Raw genomic sequence first — 22298 nt, 5'->3', positions numbered from 1 at the left:
GTCGGCCGCCGCCGGACCGATCATCGCGCCGGGCGCACAGCAGCTCATTACCGCCCCCCCCGCCCCGCGCCCGTTGTCCCGTCCGAAGCCGGCGTCCGGGGCAGCGGCCCCTCCAGTGGCGGCCGTTCATGCGCCAGGGCCGCCGGCCCGTGCTTCTCGAACGCGGCGAAGCGCAGGCTCTCCACATAGCCGTTCTCCGCCACGGTGCCGCGGAAGGAACGGCTGGCGACCGTCGCCATCACGCCGTTGACCAGGATGATCAGGCCGAAGAAGGCCAGCATGTAGAAGAGCACCCGCCGCCCGGTCAGCGGACGGGCCTCCCCCGGCCTAGTGCCGGCCGCTCTCGAAGAGGGCGTCGTAGACATCGCTTTCGCTCCCGTCCACGTCGGAGACGCGGATCTCGAAGGGGGTGGCCGCTTCCGACAGGGTCGTCGGATCGACGGTGATGAACATTCGGACCTGCTCCAGCCGGTCAGGCCCGATATCGATCGTGAAGGCCTCGCCCGGCTGGCGGACGATGCCGGATTCGCGGCCCAGCCAGATCTCGCTGGCCGGGTCCAGCCCCTCCACCGAGAGGCTGAAGGTCCGCGGTTCCGGCATCATGTTGAGGATCTTCACGGTAAAGCCGTTGCGGATGCGGCCGTCCGACAGGGTCACCGCGACCGGGTTGCGGTCGTGGATCACGTTCACGTCCAGGCGGTCGCGCAGCCCCAGATAGGCCAGGATCGCCAGACCCGCCGCCCCCCAGATCAGGGCGTAGACGAAGGTGCGCACCCGGATCCAGGGATAGGTCCGCACCCGGCCCTCGCCTGTGGCGCGAGCCTTGTCGTTGTTCAGGGTGTCGTAGGCGATCAGGCCCTGCGGCCGGCCGACCTTGGCCATCACGCCGTCGCAGGCATCGATGCACAGCGCGCAGGAGATGCAGGCCAGCTGCTGGCCGTCGCGGATGTCGATGCCCATCGGGCAGACCGCCGCGCAGAGGCCGCAATCGACGCAGTCGCCGCGGCGGCTGGTGTCCACCGCCTCGCCGGTCTGCGCGGCCGGGCCGAAGCCGCCGGCCAGGTCCGGCAGGACCCGCGGCCGCATGGCGTCGTCGGGCGGCGCCTCGAACGGCTTGCCCTTCTTGCCGCGCGGTTCCCCCCGCCAGTCGCGATAGGTGACGGTCAGCGAATTCTCGTCGGTCATCGCCGACTGGATGCGCGGCCAGGGGCACATGTAGATGCACACCTGCTCCCGCATATGGCCGCCGAAGGTATAGGTGGTGAAGGTCAGCACGCCGATCGCCACATAGGCCTGGTAGGCAGCATCGAAATGCACCAGGTCGTCGATCAGGCTGGGCGCGTCGGCGAAGTACAGCACCCAGGCACCGCCGGTTGCCAGGCCGATCAGCAGCCAGATCCCATGCTTGGTGGTGCGCCGCCACAGCTTGTCGAAGCCCAGCGGCGCCCGGTCCAGGCGGATGCGGGCATTGCGGTCGCCCTCCACCCAGCGCTCCACCATCAGGAACAGGTCGACCCAGACCGTCTGGGGGCAGGTATAGCCGCACCAGGCCCGCCCCAGGACGGAGGTGATCAGGAACAGACCGACCCCGGCCATGATCAGCAGGCCGGCGATGACGAACAGCTCCTGCGGCCAGATCTCCACGAAGAAGAAGTAGAAGCGCCGGTTGGCGAGGTCGATCAATACCGCCTGGTCCGGCGCGAAGGGACCGCGGTCCCAGCGCAGGAACGGCGTCACGTAGTAGATCGCCAGGGTCACCCCCATGATCCACCATTTCAGGGTGCGGAACCGCCCGTGCGCCCGCTTCGGGAAGGTCTTCTTGCGGGCCTCGTAGAGCGGTTGGGATTCCGCGGTACTGTCGCTCATGGGACTATCCGTCCGCCGGCCCCTCGGCCGGTCCTGCTATTCGCCGCCGCCCAGGGTATGCACGAACAGGGTGAGCTGCTTGATCGTCACCGGGTCGAGCCTCTGCTGCCAGGCCGGCATGACGCCGTTGCGGGCGCTGTAGATCGTGTTGAACACCGACTGCTCGTCGCCGCCGTAGAGCCAGATCGCGTTGCCCAGCGCCGGCGCGCCGAGCTCGCGGATGCCGCCGCCGTCGGCACCATGACAGGCGGCGCAATTGTCGGCGAACAGCGCCTCTCCCGCGGCCACGTCGCCGCGCTCCGCCGTGCGGTCCGACAGCGACAGCACATAGGCGGTCAGGTCGTGAATCTGGCTGCGGGTCAGCAGGCCGTCGCGGCCGAAGGCCGGCATCGCGTTCTGGCGGGTATCGGGATCCGGCTCGTAGCGGATGCCATGGGCAATGGTGGCTTGGATTTCGTCCAGGGTGCCGCCCCAGAGCCATTCGTCGTCGTTCAGGTTGGGAAAGCCCATCGCGCCCTGCCCGCCCGAGCCGTGGCACTGCGAGCAGTTCACGGCAAAGGCGGAGCGACCGCCCGCCACGGCAAAGCGCAGCAGGTCCGGATCGGCCGGGATCTCCTGCAGCGAGGCCGCGGCGATGCGCTCGATCTGGGTCGCCTGGGCCGCCTCCGCGGCCGCCAGTTCCTCCTGCAGGGCGCCGCGCTCGGTATAGCCCAGCACGCCGCCGGTCGCCTTGCTGATCAGCGGCACGGCCGGATAGAGGATCATGTAGATGATCGAGAACAGGATCGTCGCGTAGAAGGTCCACAGCCACCAGCGCGGCAGCGGCGTGTTCAGTTCCCGGATGCCGTCCCAGCTGTGGCCGGTCATGGTCTGCCCGGTCACGGCATCGGTTTCCGGCAGGCTGCGGTGATGCCCCTTGTCCCGACGCGCGGGCGCTTCGGCATCGTCCTTCAGCGGGATCTCCGCTGCCTCCCGGTAGTGCTTCTTCCCCTTCGGCCGCATCACGTAGATGACGATCGCGACGAACAGGGTCACCAGCGCGGCCAGCCCCCAGCTGTCCGCGAAATGGCGCAGGCTCTCATGGTCCATGGTTGCGGTCCTACCTTCTGTTCGCGGCTTCGTCGTAGTCGCGGAAATCGACCAGGGTGCCCAGCATCTGCAGATAGGCGACCAGGGCGTCCATTTCGGTCACCTGTCCGGGCTGGCCGTCGAAGTTCCGCACCGTCACCTTCTCGCCATAGCGCTCCAGCAGGCCGTCCACGCCGTCGCTGTCGGGATCGGCCTGGGCCAGCAGGTCGGCGCGGGCATTGGCCACCATCTCCTCGGTATAGGGGACGCCCACCGCCTGGTTCGCCTCCAGCTGCGCGCCGACATGCTCCAGGTCGAGGCGGTTCTCCAGCAGGAAGGGATAGCCGGGCATGATGCTTTCCGGCACCAGCGAACGCGGGTTGACCAGGTGCTGCACCTGCCAGTCGTCGGAGTAGCGCTCTCCCACCCGGGCCAGGTCGGGCCCGGTCCGCTTCGACCCCCACTGGAACGGGTGGTCGTACATGCTCTCCGCCGCCAGGCTGTAATGGCCGTAGCGCTCCACCTCGTCGCGGAACGGGCGGATCATCTGGCTGTGGCAGTTGTAGCAGCCCTCGCGGATGTAGATGTTGCGCCCCGCCAGTTCCAGCGGCGTATAGGGGCGCATGCCCGACACCTTTTCGATGGTGTTCTGCAGGTAGAAGAGGGGCGCGATCTCCACGATGCCGCCGATGGTGACCACCACCAGCGACAGCACCAGCAGCAGGGTCGCGTTCCGTTCGATGATCTTGTGGCTCAGCATGGCCGGGCTCCTCACTCGGCTGCCTGCGTGGCAGGACGGGGTTGGAGCGCCGGCGCATGGCCGCGCATCGTCTGCACGAGGTTGTAGATCATCAGGATCGCGCCGCTGAGGTAGAGCAGCCCGCCGCAGGCGCGGATGATGTAGTAGGGGTGCATCGCCTCCACGGTCTCCACGAAGCTGTATTCGAGGAAGCCGAGATCGTCATAGGCGCGCCACATCAGACCCTGCATGATGCCGGAGACCCACATCGACGCCGCGTAGAGGACGATGCCGATGGTCGCCAGCCAGAAGTGCCAGTTGACCAGGCGCAGGGAATGCACCTCCTGCCGGTTCCAGAGCCGCGGCGTCAGGAAATAGAGCAGGCCGAAGCTGATCAGGCCCACCCAGCCCAGCGCGCCGGAATGGACATGGCCGATGGTCCAGTCGGTGTAGTGGCTGAGGCTGTTGACCGACTTGATCGACATCACCGGCCCCTCGAAGGTGCTCATGCCGTAGAAGGCGACGGCGGCGACGATCATCCGCAGCACGGGGTCGGTGCGCAGCTTGTCCCAGGCGCCCGACAGGGTCATCAGGCCGTTGATCATGCCACCCCAGCTGGGCATCCACAGCATCACCGAGAACACCATGCCCAGGGTCTGCGCCCAGTCGGGCAGCGCGGTGTAGTGCAGGTGGTGCGGGCCGGCCCAGATGTAGAGGAAGATCAGCGACCAGAAATGCACGATCGACAGGCGGTAGCTGTAGATCGGCCGCTCCGCCCGCTTCGGGATCAGGTAGTACATCATCCCCAGGAAACCGGCGGTCAGGAAGAAGCCGACCGCGTTATGGCCGTACCACCACTGGGTCAGGGCATCCTGCACGCCGGCGAACAGCGAGTAGCTCTTGGCCCCCATCAGGCTGACCGGCACCGCCAGGTTGTTCACCACGTGCAGCATCGCAATGGTCACGATGAAGGACAGGTAGAACCAGTTCGCGACGTAGATATGCGGCTCGCGGCGCTTGAAGATGGTGCCCAGGAAGACCGTCAGGTAGGCCACCCAGACGATGGTGAGCCAGAGGTCGACGTACCATTCCGGCTCCGCATATTCCTTGCTCTGGGTGATGCCGAGAAGGTAGCCGGTCGCCGCCAGGACGATGAACACCTGGTAGCCCCAGAACACGAACCAGGCGAGCCCGGGCGAAAACAGCCGGGCGCGGCAGGTGCGCTGCACGACGTAGAACGACGAGCAGATCAGCGCATTGCCGCCGAAGGCGAAGATCACCGCCGAGGTGTGCAGCGGCCGCAGGCGGCCGAAATTGGTGAAGGAGAAATCCAGGTTCAGGACCGGAAACGCCAGCTGGAAGGCGATGACCACGCCGACCAGGAAGCCGACCACCCCCCAGAGGGCGGTGGCGATGACACCGGCGCGGACGACCGCGTCGGCATAGGGCCCCTCCTCCACCTTGTCGTCGCGGCTGATCGCGAAGGCGATCCAGGCAAGCCCGATTGCGATGATGATCCAGCCATGGGCGCGGAAGCCTGCGTCTATCCCCCGCGCCGCCATGAACAGCCCGAATAGGACGGCAAGGCCCGCCAGGGCCAAGCCGCCGATACGTCCAATGCTCATTGCTACGTCCCGATCCATCCACCGCCACTAGCGGTCCCCGAAGGATAGGGAGCGGGGCAGACCGGACTCTGATTTGGATCAAACCCGCGCGGACATTCCGTCGCAGGTCCCGGCCGAGGCCGCCCCCCCCCAGTAGGACAGAGGCAATCATCGAAGATGCCGAAACCGTAGCGCAGCTCACCGGATCAACACCTTCCGAGGGAGAGCCCGGCGCTTCAGCCGCCGCCGGTGCTGCGGGTCAGCCCTCCATATGTGTCGGGGCGGCGGTCGCGGAAGAACTGCCAGCTTTCCCGCACCTCGCGGATCAGGCCGAGGTCGAGTTCGGCCGTGACCAGGGCCGGCTGGTCATAAGGCGCCTGCGCCACGATCCGGCCCTTCGGGTCGCAGAAGTAGCTGCCGCCATAGAACTGAGTGGTCCTCCACGGCTCTTCCCAGCCCACCCGGTTGTTGGTGCCGATGAAGATGCCGTTGGCGATCGCCGCCGCCGGCTGCTCCAGCTCCCACAGATGGTCGGACAGGCCGCGGCCGGTGGCGGAGGGGTTCATCACCAGCTCCACGCCGTTCAGCGCCAGCTGCCGCCAGCCTTCCGGAAAGTGCCGGTCGTAGCAGATATAGACGCCGAGGCGGCAGAACGCGGTCTCGAACACCGGATAGCCCAGGTCGCCCGGCGCGAAGAACAGCTTTTCGTGGAAGTCCGGGATGTTGGGGATGTGGATCTTGCGGAACTTGCCCAGGTAGCGGCCGTCGGCGTCGATCACCGCCGCGGTGTTGAAGTACTGGCCGGGCATCGCCTCCTCGAACACCGGCGCGACGATCACCATGCCGAACTCGCGGGCGGCCGCCTGCATCGCCTCCACGCCGGGCCCGCCGGGCACCGCCTCCGCCGCCGCATACCAGCGGCAGTCCAGAGAGGCGCAGAAATAGGGCAGATTCCACAATTCCTGCAGGCCCAGTACCTGGACCCCGGCCCGGGCGGCGGCCTCGACATGGGGCCAGTGCGCATCGGCCATGCGGCGCTTCAGCTCTGCCGGCGTCTCATGCGCGGCGTCGCCGTGCAGCCCGGTCTGGATCAGTCCCGCAACGATCTTCATCGCACCGCCTGCCTACCTTGGTATCCGACTGCCAGTCTCGGCATGCCGGCGGGCCGAGGCAAGGACCCTGGCGATCCCGGGCAGGGCTTCAATCCCCGGCAGCGGCCTGCGGCTCGGGGGGCAGGTGGCGGATCTCCGCCGCCAGGCCGCATTGCCGGGCCAGGGTCTCCAGCCGGCGTTCCACGACATCGCCGACCAGCCCCTCGCCCCCCGGCGCCACGCTGAGGGTGAGGGTCGTGGCATCGCGCGCCAGGGAGAAATGCGCCAGCGGCCGCGCCGCACCGCCGCCGATCGCATAGCCCAGCCGGATCGCCATGCCGAGCATGACCGCACGCTGGCGCTGGTCGTCGGGCAGCAGGGCCAGCAGGCGCGGGTTGCGGGCCGCCTCGGCATCGCCGCCATAGCGCATGCCCACGGCCAGGGCGACATAGACCCGGCCCGGATGGTCCACCGCCGGCAGCGGCGCATGCAGCATGGTGTTCATCGCTTCCTGCGCCCGGTAGTCCGGATGCACCCGCCAGGCGATGTCCGACAGGATCACCACCACCCGCTCCAGCCGGCGCAGGTCGGGGCCGGCCGGACCCGGGCCGCAGGGGCTGTCGCTCAGCAGCGGCTCGACGAAGCGCCAGATCGCCGTGGAGGAGGCGCGGTCGCGGCTCATGCCGCGCGCCAGGGTGCGGGCCGCGTGCAGCAGCGGGTCCGCCGCCTGCCGGTCGCCGGCACCATGCGCGGCGCGGTACCACAGTCCCTCGCGCAGGCCATTGGCGCAGAACACGATGCCGTCCGGCTGCACCTGCCGCATCAGGCGGCGCAGGACCAAAGCCGCCACCGGCAGGGAATCCGCGCGCCGCCGCGGCACCGCATCGACGCCGGCCAGCGATTCCTTGCTCTGCCGCGCCAGGACCCGCAGGGTGGCATCGGCCTCCGCCCGGCCGATCCGGTACTGGTGGATGATGCGCAGCGGATAGTCGGTCTGCGCCATCTGCAGCCGGGCGATCGCCCGCCAGGCCCCGCCCACGATATAGATCGGCCGGCCGCGCTTTTCCTGCAGCAGCTCCGCCTTCGCCAGCTGGCTGTCGATGAAGTCGCGCAGGTCCCCCGCCGTGCCGAAGCCGTCAAGGCGCAGGGTGCCCAGCGGCAGGGTCACCCCGGCGCCGATCTCGCCGGCGTTGAGCGTGACCAGTTCCAGGCTGCCGCCGCCCAGGTCGCCCATCAGCCCGTCGGCACCGGGAATGCCGGCCAGGACGCCATAGGCGGAGAGCGCCGCCTCCTCCTCCCCGCTCAGGACGCGCAGGCGCAAGCCGCATTCGCGCTCCACCCGCTGCAGGAAATCCGGGCCGTTGCTGGCATCGCGGACCGCGGCGGTGGCGACGGCCAGCACCTCGGTGATGCCCATCAGGGAAATCAGGTCGGCGAAGCGGCGCAGCGCGACGACCGCCATGTCCATCGCCTCGCGATCCATGCCGCCGGTCTGGCGCAGCGCCCGTCCCAGGCCGCAGAGCACTTTCTCGTTGAGCTTCGCCGGGCTGACCCCCGGCGGGCCGCTGAACACGACCAGGCGGACGGAGTTGGAGCCGACGTCGATCACCGCGACATCGACATCGCCGATCCGCGCCACGTCTTCCGCGCTCTCCGCCAGCTCGCCATCGACGAACAGGCTGTCCGGCAATGTCCGTTCCGCCATGCGGACGGTGTCTTCCATGCTGCGTCCCTGTTCTGCCGCCAAACGTCCTGCCACCGCCCTGCGCGCCGCCACCATCAATCGGTATGCAGCAGGTCGGGGATGTCCCGGCGGTCGGTAAGCGCCCTGCCCCGGCCGGACAGCGAAGGATTCGTCATGAAGTATTCATGACAGCTGAACGGCGTGTCATCCGGCACCGCCCGGACATAATGGCCATCCGCCTTCAGGTACCAGCTCTGCAGGTCGTCCTTCAGATTGGCCAGCATGATCTGGTCCAGCACCTGCTCGTGCACGGTCGGGTTCTCCACCGGCACCATCGTCTCCACCCGCCGGTCGAAATTGCGCGGCATCCAGTCCGCGGAGGAGATGTAGACCTTCGCCTGGCGGGACGGAAGGCCATGCCCGGCACCGAAGCAGATGATGCGCGAATGCTCTAGGAAGCGGCCGATCACGCTCTTCACCCTGATCGTGTCGCTGAGCCCGGGCACGCCGGGCCGCAGGCAGCAGATGCCGCGCACCACCAGGTCGATCTGCACGCCGGCCTGGCTCGCCCGGTACAGCGCGTCGATCACCCGCGTGTCGACCAGCGCGTTCATCTTCGCCCAGATCTGCGCAGGACGGCCGGCATCGGCGTGGGCGATCTCCTGGTCGATCAGTTCCAGCAGCCGGCTGACGATGCCGTCCGGCGACATCGCCAGCTTCTTCAGGGCGATCGGCGCGGCATAGCCGGTGATGAAGTTGAACAGGCAGGCCGCGTCATAGCCCAGCACCGGGTCGCAGGTGAAATAGCTGAGGTCGGTATAGATCTTCGCGGTGACCGGGTGGTAGTTGCCGGTGCCGAAATGCACGTAGGTGCGCACCCCGCCGCCTTCGCGGCGCACGACAAGCGAGATCTTGCCGTGGGTCTTCAGCTCCAGGAAGCCGAAGACGACCTGCACGCCGGCGCGCTCCATGTCGCGGGCCCAGCGGATGTTCGCCGCCTCGTCGAAGCGCGCCTTCAGCTCCACCAGCGCCGTCACCGACTTCCCCGCCTCCGCCGCCTCGCTCAGCGCCTTGACGATCGGGCTGTCGGAGGAGGTGCGGTAGAGGGTCTGCTTGATCGCGACGACATTGGGATCGCGCGCCGCCTGGCGGACGAAATCGACCACCACGTCGAAGCTCTCGTAGGGATGGTGGACGACGAAATCCTTCGCCCGGATCGCGGCGAAGATGTCGCCACCGAAGTCGCGCACCCGCTCTGGAAAGCGGGAGGTGAAGGGGACGAACTTCAGGTCGGGCCGGTCGTCGATGATCAGCTCCTTGGTGTCGACGATGCCCAGCAGCCCGTCGACGCCGATGATCGTGTCCTCCGCGATCTCCAGCTCCGACACCAGCAGCCGCCGCATGTCGTCCGGCATGTCGGCATTCACCTTCAGCCGGATCACGGAGCCGCGGCGCCGGCGCTTCAGCGCGGTCTCGAACAGGCGGACCAGGTCCTCCGCCTCCTCCTCGATCTCCATGTCGCTGTCGCGGGTGACCCGGAACAGGCCGCGTCCCACCGTCTCGTAGCCGGGGAACAGGCTGTCGATGAACAGGCCGATCAGGGTCTCCAGCGCGATGAAGCGCAGGCTCTGGCCGTCGTCCGGCAGGCGGATGAAACGGCGCAGCTGGCTGGGGATCGGGATCAGGGCGTTGAGGGTGTCCGAGGCGCCGTCCTTGCGCAGCTTCAGCAGCAGGTTGAAGCCCAGGTTCGGGATGAAGGGAAAGGGATGCGCCGGGTCGATCGCCAGCGGCGTCATCACCGGAAAGACATGCTCCAGGAAATGGTCGGACAGCCAGTTGCGGTCGACCGCGGACAGCTCGTGCGGTTCCAGCACCGCGATGCCGGCCTCCCGCAGCTCCTCGTGCAGCATCCGCCAGCAGCGCTGCTGGTCGGTCATCAGCTCCTTGGTCGCATCATTGATCCGGCTGACCTGCTGCGCGGGTGTCAGTCCCTCCGGCGTCCGCTCCTCGACCCCTGCCCGGACCTGCCCGTAGAGCCCGGCCACGCGAACCATGAAGAACTCGTCCAGGTTGGAGCCCGAAATCGACAGGAAACGCACCCGTTCCAGCAGCGGGTGGCGGATGTTGTAGGCCTCCTCGAGCACCCGCTGGTTGAACTCCAGCCAGGAAAGCTCGCGGTTGATGAAGCGCTCTTCGCTCTCCATGCCGATTCTCTCGAACTCGCCGGCATCGAGACCTTCCAGAGCACGGTCGAAAACGGCAACCTCTTGCACGGGACCTGTCGTCATTCTAACTCCTCTCCCGCGGCCGGACGCTGCCACCGCGGTCTCTGGGAACCGTCATCTCCACCTGCGACCGGCGAGGGCCCGATGCGCACGCTCTATCTCCTGCGGCATGCCAAGTCGAGCTGGGCGGATCCCGGCCTCGACGACCATGACCGCCCGCTCAACGCACGCGGGCTGGATGCCTGCGAACGCCTGGTACCCTTCCTGCGCCGCGAAGGCATCGCGCCGGACTTCGTGCTCTGCTCCACCGCGCTGCGGGCCAGGGCGACCCTGCAGGGCATCTTCGCGGCCCTGCCGAAGCCGCTGACCGCGCGCTACGATCCCGCCGCCTACCTCGCCTCCCCGGACGAACTGCTTGCGCTGCTCCGGGCGCTGCCGCCCGGGATCGAGCGACCGATGCTGGTCGGCCACAATCCCGGTCTGGAGGATTTCGCCGGACTGCTGGCCGGTTCAGGCCCGGACGACCAGCTGGCTCGCATGCGGGAAAAGCTTCCCACCGGCGGGCTGGCCTGCCTCAGCTTCGACTTCGCCGACTGGAGCGCCCTCGCCCCCGGCAGCGGCCGGTTGAACCTGTTCGCGGTGCCACGCCTGCTGCAGGGCTGATGCCAGCGCGGGCCGCGCGCCCCGCCCCGAGGGCCGCTACCTGCTGCGGGTCCAGACCTGCGACTGCCCGAAGATCGGCAGTCCGACATATCCCCTGACCTCCAGCCTATCGCCGCCATCTTTCAGGGTCATGACAGACTCGTAGGTCTCGCCATCTTCCGGATTGTAGATCTGGCCGTCGTCCCAGACATTGGGTTCGTCGCCCGGATCGAAGCCGGTCAGGATCGGCAGGCCCATGATCGGGCGGTCGCGCAGGGCCTGGTCGGGATTGTTCCGGTCGGTATGCGGCTGGCCGGCATCGTTCTGCGGGTCCTCCAGCCAGACGATCTCGCCGCAGAGCTCCTCGGCGGAGAAACCGGACGCGGCCGGGATGTCGGCACAATGGTCGATATGGACCTTGGCATTGCCGGATTCGGTCAGCCAGGTGCCGACCGCGGCATGGTCGGCATGGGCCGGCGGTGCCAGCGCCAGCGCCGAGCCCAGGAAAAGGGCAGTCGCGGCCAGCGCCGCCGGCAGCTGCCGGCGCGCGGGTGCGGGAACGGGGAAGGCGAATTCCGGGCGCATCTCTGGATCCCTTGCCGGGGCGGGCCAGGCCGCTGCCGTTGCACGCCGGCCGGGCGCCGCGATTGCCGTCCGGGCATCGTTACCCGGCCCCCGCACCGCATGCAACGGCCGGAAGCTGCGGGGGCCGGGTAACGATGCCGGGCTAGAACGTGCCCGGATAGGCGCCGCCGTCGATCAGCAGGTTCTGGCCGGTGATGTAGCCCGCAAGGGGGCTGCAGACGAAGGCGCAGAGGGCGCCGAACTCCTCCGGCGTGCCGAACCGCTTCGCCGGCAGGCCGTTGCGCCGGGCCTCGGTCTCCGCGGCGATGTCGCGGCCGGACTTGGCGGCAGTCGCCTTGATGTTGCTGGCCAGACGGTCGGTGTCGAACGGACCGGGCAGGATGTTGTTGATGGTGACGCCGCGGGCCACCGTCTCCCGCGACAGGCCGGCGACGAAGCCGGTCAGGCCGCTGCGGGCACCGTTCGACAGGCCAAGGATGCCGATCGGCGCCTTCACCGCGCTGGAGGTGATGTTGACGATGCGACCGAAGTCGCGGTCCATCATCCCGTCGACAGTGGACCGGATCAGCTCGATCGGGGTGAACATGTTGGCGTTCACCGCGCCGAACCAGTCCTCCCGCCCCCAGTCGCGGAAATCGCCGGGCGGCGGGCCGCCGGCATTGTTCACCAGGATGTCGGGCTCGGGACAGGCCGCCAGGGCCGCGGCGCGCCCCTCCTCGGTCGTGATGTCGCCGGCAACCGGGGTCACGGCGACATCGGGGGCCGCGGCGCGGATCTCTGCCGCCGCCGCCTCCAGGCTTTCCACGTTGCGGCCGGTGATGACGACATCCACGCCCTCGCGCGCCAGCGCCAGGGCGCAGCCCTTGCCCAGCCCGCGGCTCGCCGCGCAGACGATCGCCCGCTTTCCCCTTAAGCCCAGATCCATCAGCCTTCCTCCTCCATCATCTGGTTCTCCGCCAGGGCCAGCGCCTGGCGGGCCATGTCCAGGGTCACGCCGCGCCCCCGCGCCAGGGCCGTGCGGTCGAGCGCGGCGGCCACCGCGTTGACCGCCGCCAGGGAGCGCGGCATGCGCGGCAGCAGGTAGTCGATGATGCGCTCCGGCACCTGCAACTGGCGGTCGGCGAACAGTTTGCGCAGCACGCCATCCATCAGCACCTCGTCCGGCGGCGCCAGGGCCGCCATCGGGAATGTGGCGAGGCGCGAGCGCAGATCCGGCAGGCCGAGGCCGAGCTCCGCCACCGGCCGGTCCGCGGTCAGCAGGAGATGCCCGCCCCATTCCGCGACCGCATTCACCAGATGCAGCAGGCCGGTCTCCGAACGCAGCTGCTGCACATCCTCCACCAGCCAGGCGGCGGCGCCTTCCGCCGGGCCGAACGGCGCCGCGTCGGTCAGCGCCGCGGCCGGCATCGCCTGCGCGACGGCGCGCACCGCCCAGATCCGCGCCAGATGGGTCTTGCCGCCGCCCGCCGGTCCGGCCAGCAGCAGCCGGCGCCCGGGCCAGTCCGGCCAGCGATCGATCCAGGAAACGGCCTGCCGGTTGCTGTCCGCGATCAGGAAGGCATGCTCGCCGAGATCCGTCAGGACCGGCAGAGCGAGGGGCAGCTGCTCCGCCATGTCGGGGCCGCGATCAGCGGCTGGACGGCGGCGCGGCCGGAGCAGGCGACGTCTGGGAAGGCGCCATCGCCGGCGGCGGGGTGCCGGAGGCCGGATCCGCCAGCGCCCCTGCCGGCATCGCCGCCGGCACGGTGACAGCCCGGGTCGGGTCCATCACCGTCAGTGCCCAGTAGGGACCGTCGTTGCGCAGCAGCAGGTTGGCGCCGCGGAGGCGCTCCCGCAGCTGGTCGGTGGTGCCGCGATGGTTCAGGACCACCTGCGCGCCGGAGGCGGCGATGCTGTCGATCTGCAGCCCCTGCACCAGGTCGACCTTGGCCAGCACCTGGGAAATCTGCACCCACTGGGCCAGGTCGGCATAGCCGACCAGGGCGCTGAGGCTCAGCGCGCCGGGAACGGCGCCGGCGCGGCCATAGCCGGTGGGCGCTGCCGCCATGCGGGGCCGCACCGCCTCGCCCGTCCGCACGGTGGTCGCCATGTTGCCGATCACCCGGTCCACGGCGGCCCGCATCCCCGCCTCGTCGCCGTTGGCGGTGAAGCGGTCGACCGGGATCATCGTGCCGCCGGACCAATAGCGGCTGACCTCCACGTCCATCCGGCCATCCGGCTGGGCAGCGGCATGGACCAGCACGACGTCCTGCACGTCGTAGCGGCGGGCGATCCGGTCCAGCGGCTCGGCCGCACCTTCCAGCGCCTCCCGGGCGGAGATCGCCTGGACATCGCTGAGTTCCCCGAACGGCACCAGCAGCGGCACCATCGGCGAGGCGCGGCCATAGGTGGACCAGGAGTCCCGCCAGGGATTGGGCTCCTCCCACAGATTGTCGGCGGAGGCGGTGGAATAGACCGGCAGCACCAGGGCCGGCGGTGCCGGCTTCGCCGCGAAGGGGATGTTCGCGGCGGTCATCACGTCGCGCACCGCTTCCGGGAAGAAGCGCACCGTCAGGTCGCCGCGATAGCGGGCGCCGGCGGTGCGCTCGTTGTCGATCTCGATCGACTGCACCATCGACGGCACCTGCGATGCCGGGACCGACGGCAACTGCCCGACGAGATCGGGGGAAACCAACCGCTCCATGACGATCTGCAGCGCCTTCACCTGGCCGGCGGCGATCGCCTTCTCCCGCGCCTCGACGGCGCTCTTGCCGCTTTCGTCCACCGGCACGCCGGTCGCCACGAACAGGTCGGCCTCGTTCTGCGCCAACGTCTGGCGTACCGGCGCAGCGGCCAGAACGACCAGCAGAAGGGCGGCCAGGGCCAGCATGGCAAAGACGCGAGTTTTGGCGCGAGGGACAGGACCCGCAGCCGCCGCGGAGCGCGGCAGGCGGGAATCCATGCGGCCGGAGAAGGAGGCCGGGACGACCCCTGCGGTACGGTTACTGTGATTCATTGCAAAGCTGCGGGGTTTCGGTTAGGTCGGCGCTGGCTTGCGAGCATAGCCCAACCTGCCCGGAGCGACCATCATATCCGACGATCCCTATAAATCCGCCGGCGTCGACATCGATGCCGGCGACGAGGTGGTCCGCAAGATCGGGCCGGCCATCGCCGCGACCCGGCGGCCCGGCGCCGACCCGAGCCTGGGCGGCTTCGGCGGCCTGTTCGACCTGGCCGCAGCCGGTTTCAGGGACCCTGTCCTGGTGGCTGCGACCGACGGCGTCGGCACCAAGCTGATGATCGCCCACCAGCTGGACCGCCATGACAGCATCGGCATCGACCTGGTTGCCATGGTGGTGAACGACCTGCTGGCGCAGGGCGCGGAGCCGCTGTTCTTCCTGGACTATTTCGCCACCGGAAAGCTGGCGCCGGCACAGGCGGCCGAGGTGGTGGGCGGCATCGCCGCCGGCTGCCGGGCGGCCGGCTGCGCACTGATCGGCGGCGAGACGGCGGAGATGCCCGGCATGTACCCGGCGGGCAGCTACGACCTGGCCGGTTTCGCCGTCGGTGCTGCGGAACGCGGCGCCACCCTGCCGCGCCCGCAACTGGCCGCCGGCGACGTGCTGCTGGGCCTCGCCTCCAGCGGGGTGCATTCCAACGGCTATTCCCTGGTGCGGCGGATCGTGGCGGACGGCGCGCACGACCTGGCCGCACCGGCGCCGTTCGATCCCGCCCGCAGCCTGGGCGAGGCGCTGCTGGCACCGACCCGGATCTACGTGAAGGCCTGCCTGCCGGCGATCCGCGACGGACGGATCCATGGCATCGCCCATATCACCGGCGGCGGCCTGACGGAGAACGTGCCCCGGATGCTGCCGCAGGGCTGCCACGCCCGGATCGACGCCGCCGCCTGGCCGCTGCCGCCCCTGTTCCGCTGGCTGGCAGACGGCGCCGGCATGTCGGAGGCGGCGCTGGCGCGCACCTTCAACTGCGGCATCGGCCTGGTGCTGGCGGTCCCGCCGGCCGCCGCCGACGCCCTGGCGGAAGAGCTGGAAGCCGCCGGCGAGCGCGCCTATCGCATCGGCCAGGTGGTTGCCGCGGACGAGGGCCAGGATGCGGCGCCCAGGGTGATCCTGGAGGGAACGGAGCAGGCATGGCGCGGCTGAGGACCGCCGTGCTGGTTTCCGGCCGCGGCAGCAACATGGCGGCCCTGATGGAGGCCTGCGCCGATCCCGCCTTCCCGGCGGAGATCGTCGGCGTGATCTCCAACAACCGCGACGCGGCGGCGCTGCAGACCGCGACGGATGCCGGGATCCCGGCCCTGCATGTGGAGCATCGCGGCCGCAGCCGCGAGGATTTCGAGGCGGAGCTGCACGACCGGCTGCAGGGACTGGAGGCCGGCTTCCTGTGCAATGCCGGCTTCATGCGGATCCTGACCGCTGGCTTCGTGGACCGCTGGCTGGACCGCCACCTGAACATCCACCCGTCCCTGCTGCCGGCCTATAAGGGCCTGCATGTGCACGAGCGCGCGATCGCCGACGGGGTCCGCTTCTCCGGCTGCACCGTGCATTTCGTCCGCGCGGAAATGGATGCCGGGCCGATCGTCGTGCAGGCCGCGGTGCCGGTGCATGGCGGCGACACAGCCGAAAGCCTGGCGGCACGGGTGCTGCAGGCGGAGCACCGGATCTATCCGCTGGCCCTGCGCTGGGCCGGCGAAGGCCGCCTGCGGGTCGAGGGCCAGCGGGTGATCGTCGACGGCGCCGCGGACGAGACAGCGTCGCTGCTCAACCCCGTTCGCTGAAGGCCGGGCTGCCGGATGGCCCCGGCAGCCTCGGCTCTATTCTGCAAATCGGGCACCGTCGACGATGTCGCAGAAATGTACCCGCCGGAAGCCGGGCAGATGCCGTTCCGCCGCATCGGCCATCGGCGGCGAGGCCTGCGCCGCCCCCGGGTTGCGGGCCGCGACCGCCGCCAGCGCCTGCAGGAGCGCCGCCTTGAAGCCCAGCCGCGGATAGGCCGCCAGCAGTTCCGCCACCAGCCCTTCCGATCCGGCATCGCCGGCCGTCAGCGCCTCTAGCGGCACCACGCCGACATCGACCGCGGTACCCAGCTGGCAAAGCGCCGCCTCCGGCCCCATCCGCGGCGCGATATCCGGCGTGGTGTGCAGCGCGATGGCATCCCAGACCCGATCGCAGACAGCAGCCGCAACCCCCTGCCCGGCCAGGAAGTCGCGCGCCGCATCCGCCCCCTCCACCTCGAAGCGGACATGGCCGGGCGCGGCTTCGGTCAGCCCCAGGTCGTGCAGGACCGTCGCCAGAAACAGGATCTCCGGATCGTGGGTCTGGCCGCGCAGGCGGCCGGCATAAGCGGCGAACGCCCATGACCGCATCACATGGTTGAACAGGAATGGCGCAGAGAGCCGGCGTGCCAGCGCCATCGCGGCCCGGCAGGTCGCCGTATCGGGCGGCGCCATGCCCGGCAACGCCATCGTCCCGTCCGAATACTGGTCGTGCATGCCTCTGCCCTCCCCGGCCTGGCCCGGCGCTTCCCAATTTTTGTATTATTCCGCATATAATAGATCGGTGCACCTTTTTTATGCGAATTAGTCAAAAATGAATGAACCGCGACCACGGGGCCGACCCCGCCGCTACGACCCTGCCCGCGCGATGGAGGCCGCGGTCGGCGCCTTCCTGGCCGCCGGCTTTTCCGGCACTTCCCTGGACAGGCTGAGCGAGGCGACGGGCATGAACCGGCCCAGCCTCTATGCCGCCTTCGGCGACAAGGAGGCGCTGTACCTGAAGGCGCTGGCGCACTATGCCGCGCAGCTGGATGCGGCGTTGACCGCTGGGATGGGAACGGACCGGCCGGTGGCGAAGGCGATCGAGGGCTATCTGAACGGTGCCATCGACCACTACACCGCCGATGGCGACGCGGCGCAGGGCTGCCTGGTGGTCTGCACCGCCACCGCGGAGGCCGCCGCCACCCCCGCCATCCGCGAGGCCCTGGCCGCGGTGCTGGCGCGGATCGACCGCGCGCTCGAGACCCGGCTGCGCAGCGCAAGGGATTCGGGCGAACTGCCGGCCGACGCGGACCCGGCCGCCCTGGCCGCCCTGATCGGTGCCGTCCAGCACAGCCTGGCGGTGCGCGCCCGCGCCGGCACCTCCCGCCGGCAGTTGCGCAAGATCGCCCGCGACGCGGTCCACCTGCTGCTCCGCTGAAGGCGGCGTTCAGGCCGGCGGCGCCTCGCCCAGGTAGAGGCGGTGCAGGTCGTCCGGCGATTGCCGCAGCACATCGCAGCCGCCGTCATAGACCATCTCGCCGCGGCGCATGACATAGGCGCGATCGCCGATCGCCAGGGCAAGGGCGGCGAACTGCTCGACGAGCACCACGGCAAGGCCGTCGTCGGCCAGCCGCCGCACCGCCTGCATGAGCCGGCCGACCACGACCGGCGCCAGGCCGGCCGACATCTCGTCGATCAGGATCACCTTCGGCCGGCCAAGCAGGGCCCGCGCGATCACCAGCATCTGCTGCTCGCCGCCCGACAGCAGTCCGGCCCGCACCGACCGGCGGGCCGAAAGCTCCGGAAACAGGTCATAGGCCTCCTCCAGGCGGGCATCCGGGTGACGGCCGACCTGAAGGTTCTCCTCCGCGGTCAGCTGGCGGAAGACAGTGCGTCCCTGCTCGACATGGGCAAGGCCGGCGCGGGCACGACGCCCCGCAGAGATGTTGTGCAGCGCCATGCCGTCCAACGCGACGGTGCCGCCGGCCAGCGGGATCACGCCGGACAGTCCCTCAAGAAGAGTCGTCTTGCCGGCTCCGTTGGCACCCAGCAGCACGCTCACCCGGCCGCTCTCCACCGCCAGGTCGACCTGCCGGACGATCGCCAGCTCGGCCCGGTTCACGCGGACCCCGCGCACCTCGAAACTGCTCACGACGCGGCCTCCGCCGCCGCATGCCCGCCGGCCGGCTCCGCGACACCCAGATAGGCCGTCTTCACCGCGGGATCCTCCAGCACCTCGGCCGGGGGGCCGGCGGCGATGACCCTGCCGAAATCCAGCACCGTCACCTGCGCGCAGGCGGCGCGGACCAGGTCCATGTCATGCTCGACCAGCAGCACCGAGCTGCCGAACAGCGCCGGGATCTCCGCGATCCGCGCGGCAAGCCGCAGGGTCTGGTCGTAGGACTGTCCCGCGGCGGGCTCGTCCAGCAGGGCCACCGCCGGGCGCGCCGCCACGACACCGGCCACGTCGAGCAGGCGCCGTGTGCCGGCATCGACCTGGGCGACCGGCATCTCTGCCGCCGGGCAGTCGAGCCAGGCGAGGATCCTGTCGCGTTCGGCCTCGTCCAGGCCGCCGGCGGCCAGGGTCAGATAGTCGCCGACCGTCAGTTCCGGCGCGATGCGGGTGGTCTGCCAGCTGCGCCGCACGCCGCGCTGCGCCCGGCGGTGCGCCGCCACCCCTTCCAGCGGACGGTTCTCCAGGGCCACCTCGCCTTCATAGGTCTCCAGGAAGCCGGTCACCGCGTCGATGAACGTGGACTTGCCGGCGCCATTGGGACCGATCAGGCCGACAACGGCCGCCTGCGGGACCGACAGGTCCACGCCGTCCAGCGCAACCACGGCGCCATAGCGCACCGACAGGCCGCGGATCGCCAGCACCGGCGGACCGGCGCCGTCCGGCGGCGGACGCGGCCCGGCAGGCGATGCCGGCAGGCCGCCGTCGCGCACCGCCGCAGCGGCCGCAGGGGCCGCCGAAGCGCCGCCGCGGAGCCGGCGTCCCAGGCGGCGCAGGCTCTCCGCGATCGCCTCCCCCGCCGCCAGGGCCTGCACGGCGCCGATCGCGAAGATCACGTTGCCGATGTCCTGGGCGAGATCCAGCCGCCGCAGCAGTTCCGGGAACAGGGTGATCAGGATGCCGCCGATGATTGCCCCTTCGGCCAGATGCGCGCCGGCCATCGTGGCCACCGCATAGAGCACCAGGGACTGCATCAGCGAGAAGTTCTCCGACACCAGGGTGCCGAGGAAGCCGGCGAGCAGGCCGCCGGAAATGCCTGCGATGAAGGCGGAGATGCCGAACGCCGACAGTTTCGCCATCGGCACCGAGACGCCGTGCGCGGCCGCCGCGCGTTCGGAGTGCCGGATCGCGAGCCAGGCGGCGCCCAGCCGGGTGCGGGTCAGGAAGGCGAGTCCGACGGCCACCAGCGCATAGGCCGCCAGGACGAACAGGAAATAGCCCGGGTCGCTGTCGATCAGCGCCGGCCGCGGCACCGACTGGAAACTGGTCTGTCCGGGAAAGGTGATCGTCGCCAGCACCGTGTCGAAGGCGGCGGCGAAGGACAGGGTCACGATCGCCAGGTTGATGCCGCGCAGCCTGAGGGCCGGCAGGCCGATGGCGATGCCCAGGGGAACCGCCGCCAGGCCGCCGATCAGGATCCACAGCAGCAGCCCGCCCGGCACCTGCCAGATGTTCATGTAGCCGACCGTCCAGGCCCCGACCCCGGCGAAGGACATCTGGCAGAGCGCGATCATGCCGGTGCGGCCCGCCACCAGCCCGAGGCTGAGCAGCGCGACCGCAGTGATCAGGACCCCGGTGGCCAGGAACAGCCAGTAGGATGGCAGCAGGCCGACCGCCGCCCCGCCGCCGAGGGCGCAGGCGGCCAGGATCGTCAGCGCGGCACGGCGGCTAGCGCGCTTCATCCCACCGCGCCTTTCGCTGCGACCAGAGCAGGACGGCCAGGATCACCAGGAACGGGATCGCGCCGCGATACTGGCTGACCGCGTCGATGCCGCTGACCAGCCCCTCGACCACGCCGAGCAGGATGCCGCCGGCAAGCGCGATCCAGAACGACCGGAACAGGCCGACCAGGGCCGCCGCCAGGGCCGGCACCACCAGCATGCTCAGCGACATGAAATTGGGCGAGCGCTGCGGCGCGATGATCATCAGGGCGAAGGTGGTGAAGGCGCCGGTCGCGCCCCAGACCAGGATCGACAGCAGCTTCACCTTCACTCCCAGAAGCTCCGCCGCCATCGGGCGTTCCGACAGGGCCCGCAGGTGCAGGCCCATCCGGGTGCCGTTCAGGAAGCGGTCCGCCAGCACCGTGAACAGCAGGGCGAGGCCGATCGTCAGCACCGCCGCGACCGTCACCTCCACCCCCGCCAGCCGGAAGGCGGAGCCGGGGAACAGGTCGGGCATGACCCGCGGATGCTGCCCGCCGGTGAGCCGCAGGCCGATGGCGATCAGGCCGACCAGCAGCGCGACCGTGACCGCCGCCTTGGTCGATGCGCCCGCGCCGGCGAACAGGAAGGTGAGGATCAGGCCCAGCAGCACGCCGACCAGGGTGCCGCCGGCGATGCCGATCAGCACCGCCGGCCAGAGCGGGACGCCGTTTTCCGTCAGCACGATCAGCAGGAAGGTGCCCGCGGCACCGATCGCCGCGCCGGTGAAGTTCACCACCGCGACCAGCCGGCAGGTGAAGACGGCGCAGACGCCGAGGATCGCATAGGCACCGGCCGCGGCAAGGCCGGCCACCGCCGATGTCAGCAGGGTCTCCATGGGCACCCCCTTCGGGAAGCGGGGGCGGCGCGGGACGCCGCCCCCGGCCTGGGCCGATCCTATTCGGCGGCGGGCAGGACGACCCAGTCCGGCGTCACCACCGTCCAGGCGCCGTTCTCCAGCTTCATCACCTTGGTCGCCTGCATCGGCGCATGGGCATCCGCCTCGCCGAAGACATAGGGGCTGCCGATCAGGTCGTAGGTCTTCGGCTGCATCGACAGCAGCGCTTCGTTGACGCTGTCGCGGGTCACCGGGCCGTCGATCCCCCGGATCACGTCCAGGAAGACGTTGGCCGACAGGTAGCCGCCCTGCGAGAAGGCGGTGAGCGGCCGGCCCGCCGCCTCCATCGTCGCGATCCAGTCCTTGTTGGCCGCCGAAGCGGTCTCGGTGAAGGGCTCCCACTCGGTGCCGACATAGATCGGCTGCCTGGTGTCGGCGAGCGCCTTGGCGACCTCCACCGTGTAGCCCGGCGACAGGAACAGCCAGTCGATGCCCTCGATCTTCTGGGCGTCGATGGTCTTCACCATCTGCACCACCTGGGGCTCGATCTGGTTGGTGAGCACGGCGTCGCAGCCCTCGTCGCGGGCGCGGATGACATAGGGCGTCAGGTCGCCCTGGAACGGCAGGGTCAGGTCGACCAGATGGGCCTTCTGGCCGGTCAGCTTCTCGTAGTTCGCGATCGCGCCCTTATAGGCCTCCTGCGTGCCGCCGATGATGATGAAGAAGGCGCAGAGCTTCCTGGCCTGCAGCTCGCGGTCGGCGAAATAGCCCATCGCGGTCGACAGGGTATAGGGGCCGACATTGACCGGTGCGATCGTCGGCGAGTTGAAGCAGGCCGCGTCGACACCCAGTCCCTGGATGGAGAGCACGTCCTTGCGCTTGTAGGTCGTGCTGTTGACCGCGCAGTCCAGCAGGCTCGCCGAGCCGACCAGCGCGACGACCTCCTTGTTGTCGATCAGGTCGCGGGCGGCCTGTGCGGCGACGCCGGGATCCGCCTTGTCGTCGGCGATGGTGTAGTCGATCTTGCAGCCGTTGATGCCGCCCTTGGCGTTGACGTCGTCGAACACCACCTTCGCCGCCTTCGGCACTTCGGAGAAGTCGGCCGGGCCGGTGATCGTGGAGACGGCGCCGACGGCGATGGTGCCGTCCTCGCAGGTCGGGCCCGCCGCGACGGCCGGCCCGCCGCCCGCGGCGGCCAGGCCCAGGCCGGCAAGGCCGGCGATCGTCAGGGCGGTCAGTTTCGGTTTCCAGTCCATGTCCGGTCCTC

The 22298-nt window shown here is 69.8% G+C and carries 21 protein-coding genes; 4 read left to right on the top strand and 17 right to left on the bottom strand.

Annotated elements, in window-relative coordinates; translation table 11 throughout:
* Window positions 1-47: 47 nt before the first annotated feature.
* The 8 genes from ACFOGJ_RS05390 to ACFOGJ_RS05355 form a co-directional block, all read right to left on the bottom strand.
* Window positions 48-365 carry a FixH family protein gene (locus tag ACFOGJ_RS05390; RefSeq protein ID WP_379898723.1) on the bottom strand — a complete coding sequence of 106 codons (318 nt, stop codon included), beginning with the start codon at window positions 363-365 and terminating at the stop codon, window positions 48-50.
* The gene (ccoG, locus tag ACFOGJ_RS05385) at window positions 328-1866 is read right to left on the bottom strand and encodes a cytochrome c oxidase accessory protein CcoG (protein ID WP_379898722.1); all 1539 of its coding nucleotides are present in this window, start codon (window positions 1864-1866) and stop codon (window positions 328-330) included. Before ccoG ends, ACFOGJ_RS05390 begins: the two co-directional genes overlap by 38 nt.
* Before the next feature lie 36 nt (window positions 1867-1902).
* Complete coding sequence (gene ccoP, locus ACFOGJ_RS05380) at window positions 1903-2955, bottom strand: cytochrome-c oxidase, cbb3-type subunit III (RefSeq protein WP_379898720.1); 1053 nt, start codon at window positions 2953-2955, stop codon at window positions 1903-1905.
* Window positions 2956-2965: 10 nt separating this feature from the next.
* Window positions 2966-3694 (bottom strand): cytochrome-c oxidase, cbb3-type subunit II, encoded by a 729-nt coding sequence (ccoO, locus tag ACFOGJ_RS05375; protein ID WP_379898718.1) that lies wholly within the window; start codon window positions 3692-3694, stop codon window positions 2966-2968.
* 11 nt (window positions 3695-3705) lie between these two features.
* The gene (gene ccoN / locus ACFOGJ_RS05370) at window positions 3706-5298 is read right to left on the bottom strand and encodes a cytochrome-c oxidase, cbb3-type subunit I (protein ID WP_379898715.1); all 1593 of its coding nucleotides are present in this window, start codon (window positions 5296-5298) and stop codon (window positions 3706-3708) included.
* Window positions 5299-5513: 215 nt separating this feature from the next.
* Entirely contained in the window at window positions 5514-6389 is an 876-nt protein-coding gene (locus ACFOGJ_RS05365; RefSeq protein WP_379898714.1) for a nitrilase-related carbon-nitrogen hydrolase, read from the bottom strand.
* An 88-nt stretch (window positions 6390-6477) separates the two neighbouring features.
* Window positions 6478-8091 carry a Ppx/GppA phosphatase family protein gene (locus ACFOGJ_RS05360; RefSeq protein WP_379898712.1) on the bottom strand — a complete coding sequence of 538 codons (1614 nt, stop codon included), beginning with the start codon at window positions 8089-8091 and terminating at the stop codon, window positions 6478-6480.
* Between the two features lie 56 nt (window positions 8092-8147).
* On the bottom strand, window positions 8148-10340 hold the full coding sequence (locus ACFOGJ_RS05355) for an RNA degradosome polyphosphate kinase (protein WP_379898710.1): 2193 nt from the start codon (window positions 10338-10340) through the stop codon (window positions 8148-8150).
* Window positions 10341-10421: 81 nt separating this feature from the next.
* Between ACFOGJ_RS05355 and ACFOGJ_RS05350 the strand changes: the two genes are divergently transcribed.
* The gene (locus ACFOGJ_RS05350; RefSeq protein WP_379898708.1) at window positions 10422-10940 is read left to right on the top strand and encodes a SixA phosphatase family protein; all 519 of its coding nucleotides are present in this window, start codon (window positions 10422-10424) and stop codon (window positions 10938-10940) included.
* 36 nt (window positions 10941-10976) lie between these two features.
* Here the strand turns inward: ACFOGJ_RS05350 and ACFOGJ_RS05345 are convergent, their stop codons facing one another.
* From ACFOGJ_RS05345 to ACFOGJ_RS05330, 4 genes are all read right to left on the bottom strand, one after another.
* A complete protein-coding gene (locus tag ACFOGJ_RS05345; protein ID WP_379898706.1) occupies window positions 10977-11504 on the bottom strand; it encodes a DUF2147 domain-containing protein in 528 nt (175 codons plus the stop codon).
* A 142-nt stretch (window positions 11505-11646) separates the two neighbouring features.
* Entirely contained in the window at window positions 11647-12429 is a 783-nt protein-coding gene (locus tag ACFOGJ_RS05340; protein ID WP_379898704.1) for an SDR family oxidoreductase, read from the bottom strand.
* Window positions 12429-13118, bottom strand: a complete 690-nt coding sequence (locus tag ACFOGJ_RS05335) for a hypothetical protein (protein ID WP_379898702.1) — start codon at window positions 13116-13118, stop codon at window positions 12429-12431. Before ACFOGJ_RS05335 ends, ACFOGJ_RS05340 begins: the two co-directional genes overlap by 1 nt.
* Before the next feature lie 13 nt (window positions 13119-13131).
* Complete coding sequence (locus ACFOGJ_RS05330; RefSeq protein ID WP_379898701.1) at window positions 13132-14373, bottom strand: DUF2066 domain-containing protein; 1242 nt, start codon at window positions 14371-14373, stop codon at window positions 13132-13134.
* 181 nt (window positions 14374-14554) lie between these two features.
* On the opposite strand from ACFOGJ_RS05330, the gene purM reads away from it, so the two are divergent.
* Both purM and purN read left to right on the top strand, forming a co-directional pair.
* Window positions 14555-15646 (top strand): phosphoribosylformylglycinamidine cyclo-ligase, encoded by a 1092-nt coding sequence (gene purM, locus ACFOGJ_RS05325; RefSeq protein ID WP_449288576.1) that lies wholly within the window; start codon window positions 14555-14557, stop codon window positions 15644-15646.
* Window positions 15634-16281, top strand: a complete 648-nt coding sequence (gene purN / locus ACFOGJ_RS05320; RefSeq protein ID WP_379898699.1) for a phosphoribosylglycinamide formyltransferase — start codon at window positions 15634-15636, stop codon at window positions 16279-16281. Before purM ends, purN begins: the two co-directional genes overlap by 13 nt.
* A gap of 36 nt (window positions 16282-16317) precedes the next feature.
* On the opposite strand, the gene ACFOGJ_RS05315 is transcribed toward purN, so the two are convergent.
* Window positions 16318-16995, bottom strand: a complete 678-nt coding sequence (locus ACFOGJ_RS05315; RefSeq protein WP_379898696.1) for an HD domain-containing protein — start codon at window positions 16993-16995, stop codon at window positions 16318-16320.
* Between the two features lie 97 nt (window positions 16996-17092).
* Here ACFOGJ_RS05315 and ACFOGJ_RS05310 point away from each other — a divergent pair, with 97 nt between their 5' ends.
* Window positions 17093-17698: a TetR/AcrR family transcriptional regulator gene (locus tag ACFOGJ_RS05310; RefSeq protein WP_379898695.1), complete on the top strand. Its 606-nt coding sequence runs from the start codon at window positions 17093-17095 to the stop codon at window positions 17696-17698.
* 9 nt (window positions 17699-17707) lie between these two features.
* Here ACFOGJ_RS05310 and ACFOGJ_RS05305 read toward each other — a convergent pair whose 3' ends face one another.
* The 4 genes from ACFOGJ_RS05305 to ACFOGJ_RS05290 are packed head-to-tail and all read right to left on the bottom strand — an operon-like array spanning window position 17708 to window position 22287.
* Window positions 17708-18412 (bottom strand): ABC transporter ATP-binding protein, encoded by a 705-nt coding sequence (locus tag ACFOGJ_RS05305; protein WP_379898693.1) that lies wholly within the window; start codon window positions 18410-18412, stop codon window positions 17708-17710.
* Entirely contained in the window at window positions 18409-20175 is a 1767-nt protein-coding gene (locus ACFOGJ_RS05300; protein WP_379898692.1) for a branched-chain amino acid ABC transporter ATP-binding protein/permease, read from the bottom strand. Before ACFOGJ_RS05300 ends, ACFOGJ_RS05305 begins: the two co-directional genes overlap by 4 nt.
* Window positions 20162-21031, bottom strand: coding sequence for a branched-chain amino acid ABC transporter permease (locus ACFOGJ_RS05295; protein WP_379898691.1), 870 nt, complete (start codon window positions 21029-21031; stop codon window positions 20162-20164). The genes ACFOGJ_RS05300 and ACFOGJ_RS05295 overlap by 14 nt, the downstream gene beginning before the upstream one ends.
* Window positions 21032-21090: 59 nt before the next feature.
* On the bottom strand, window positions 21091-22287 hold the full coding sequence (locus ACFOGJ_RS05290) for an ABC transporter substrate-binding protein (protein WP_379898690.1): 1197 nt from the start codon (window positions 22285-22287) through the stop codon (window positions 21091-21093).
* Window positions 22288-22298 lie beyond the last annotated feature (11 nt).

Origin of the sequence: Marinibaculum pumilum, from assembly GCF_042646425.1 — a bacterium.
Lineage (GTDB): Bacteria > Pseudomonadota > Alphaproteobacteria > Ferrovibrionales > Ferrovibrionaceae > Marinibaculum > Marinibaculum pumilum.
This window is presented reverse-complemented; position numbering and strand designations above follow the sequence as displayed.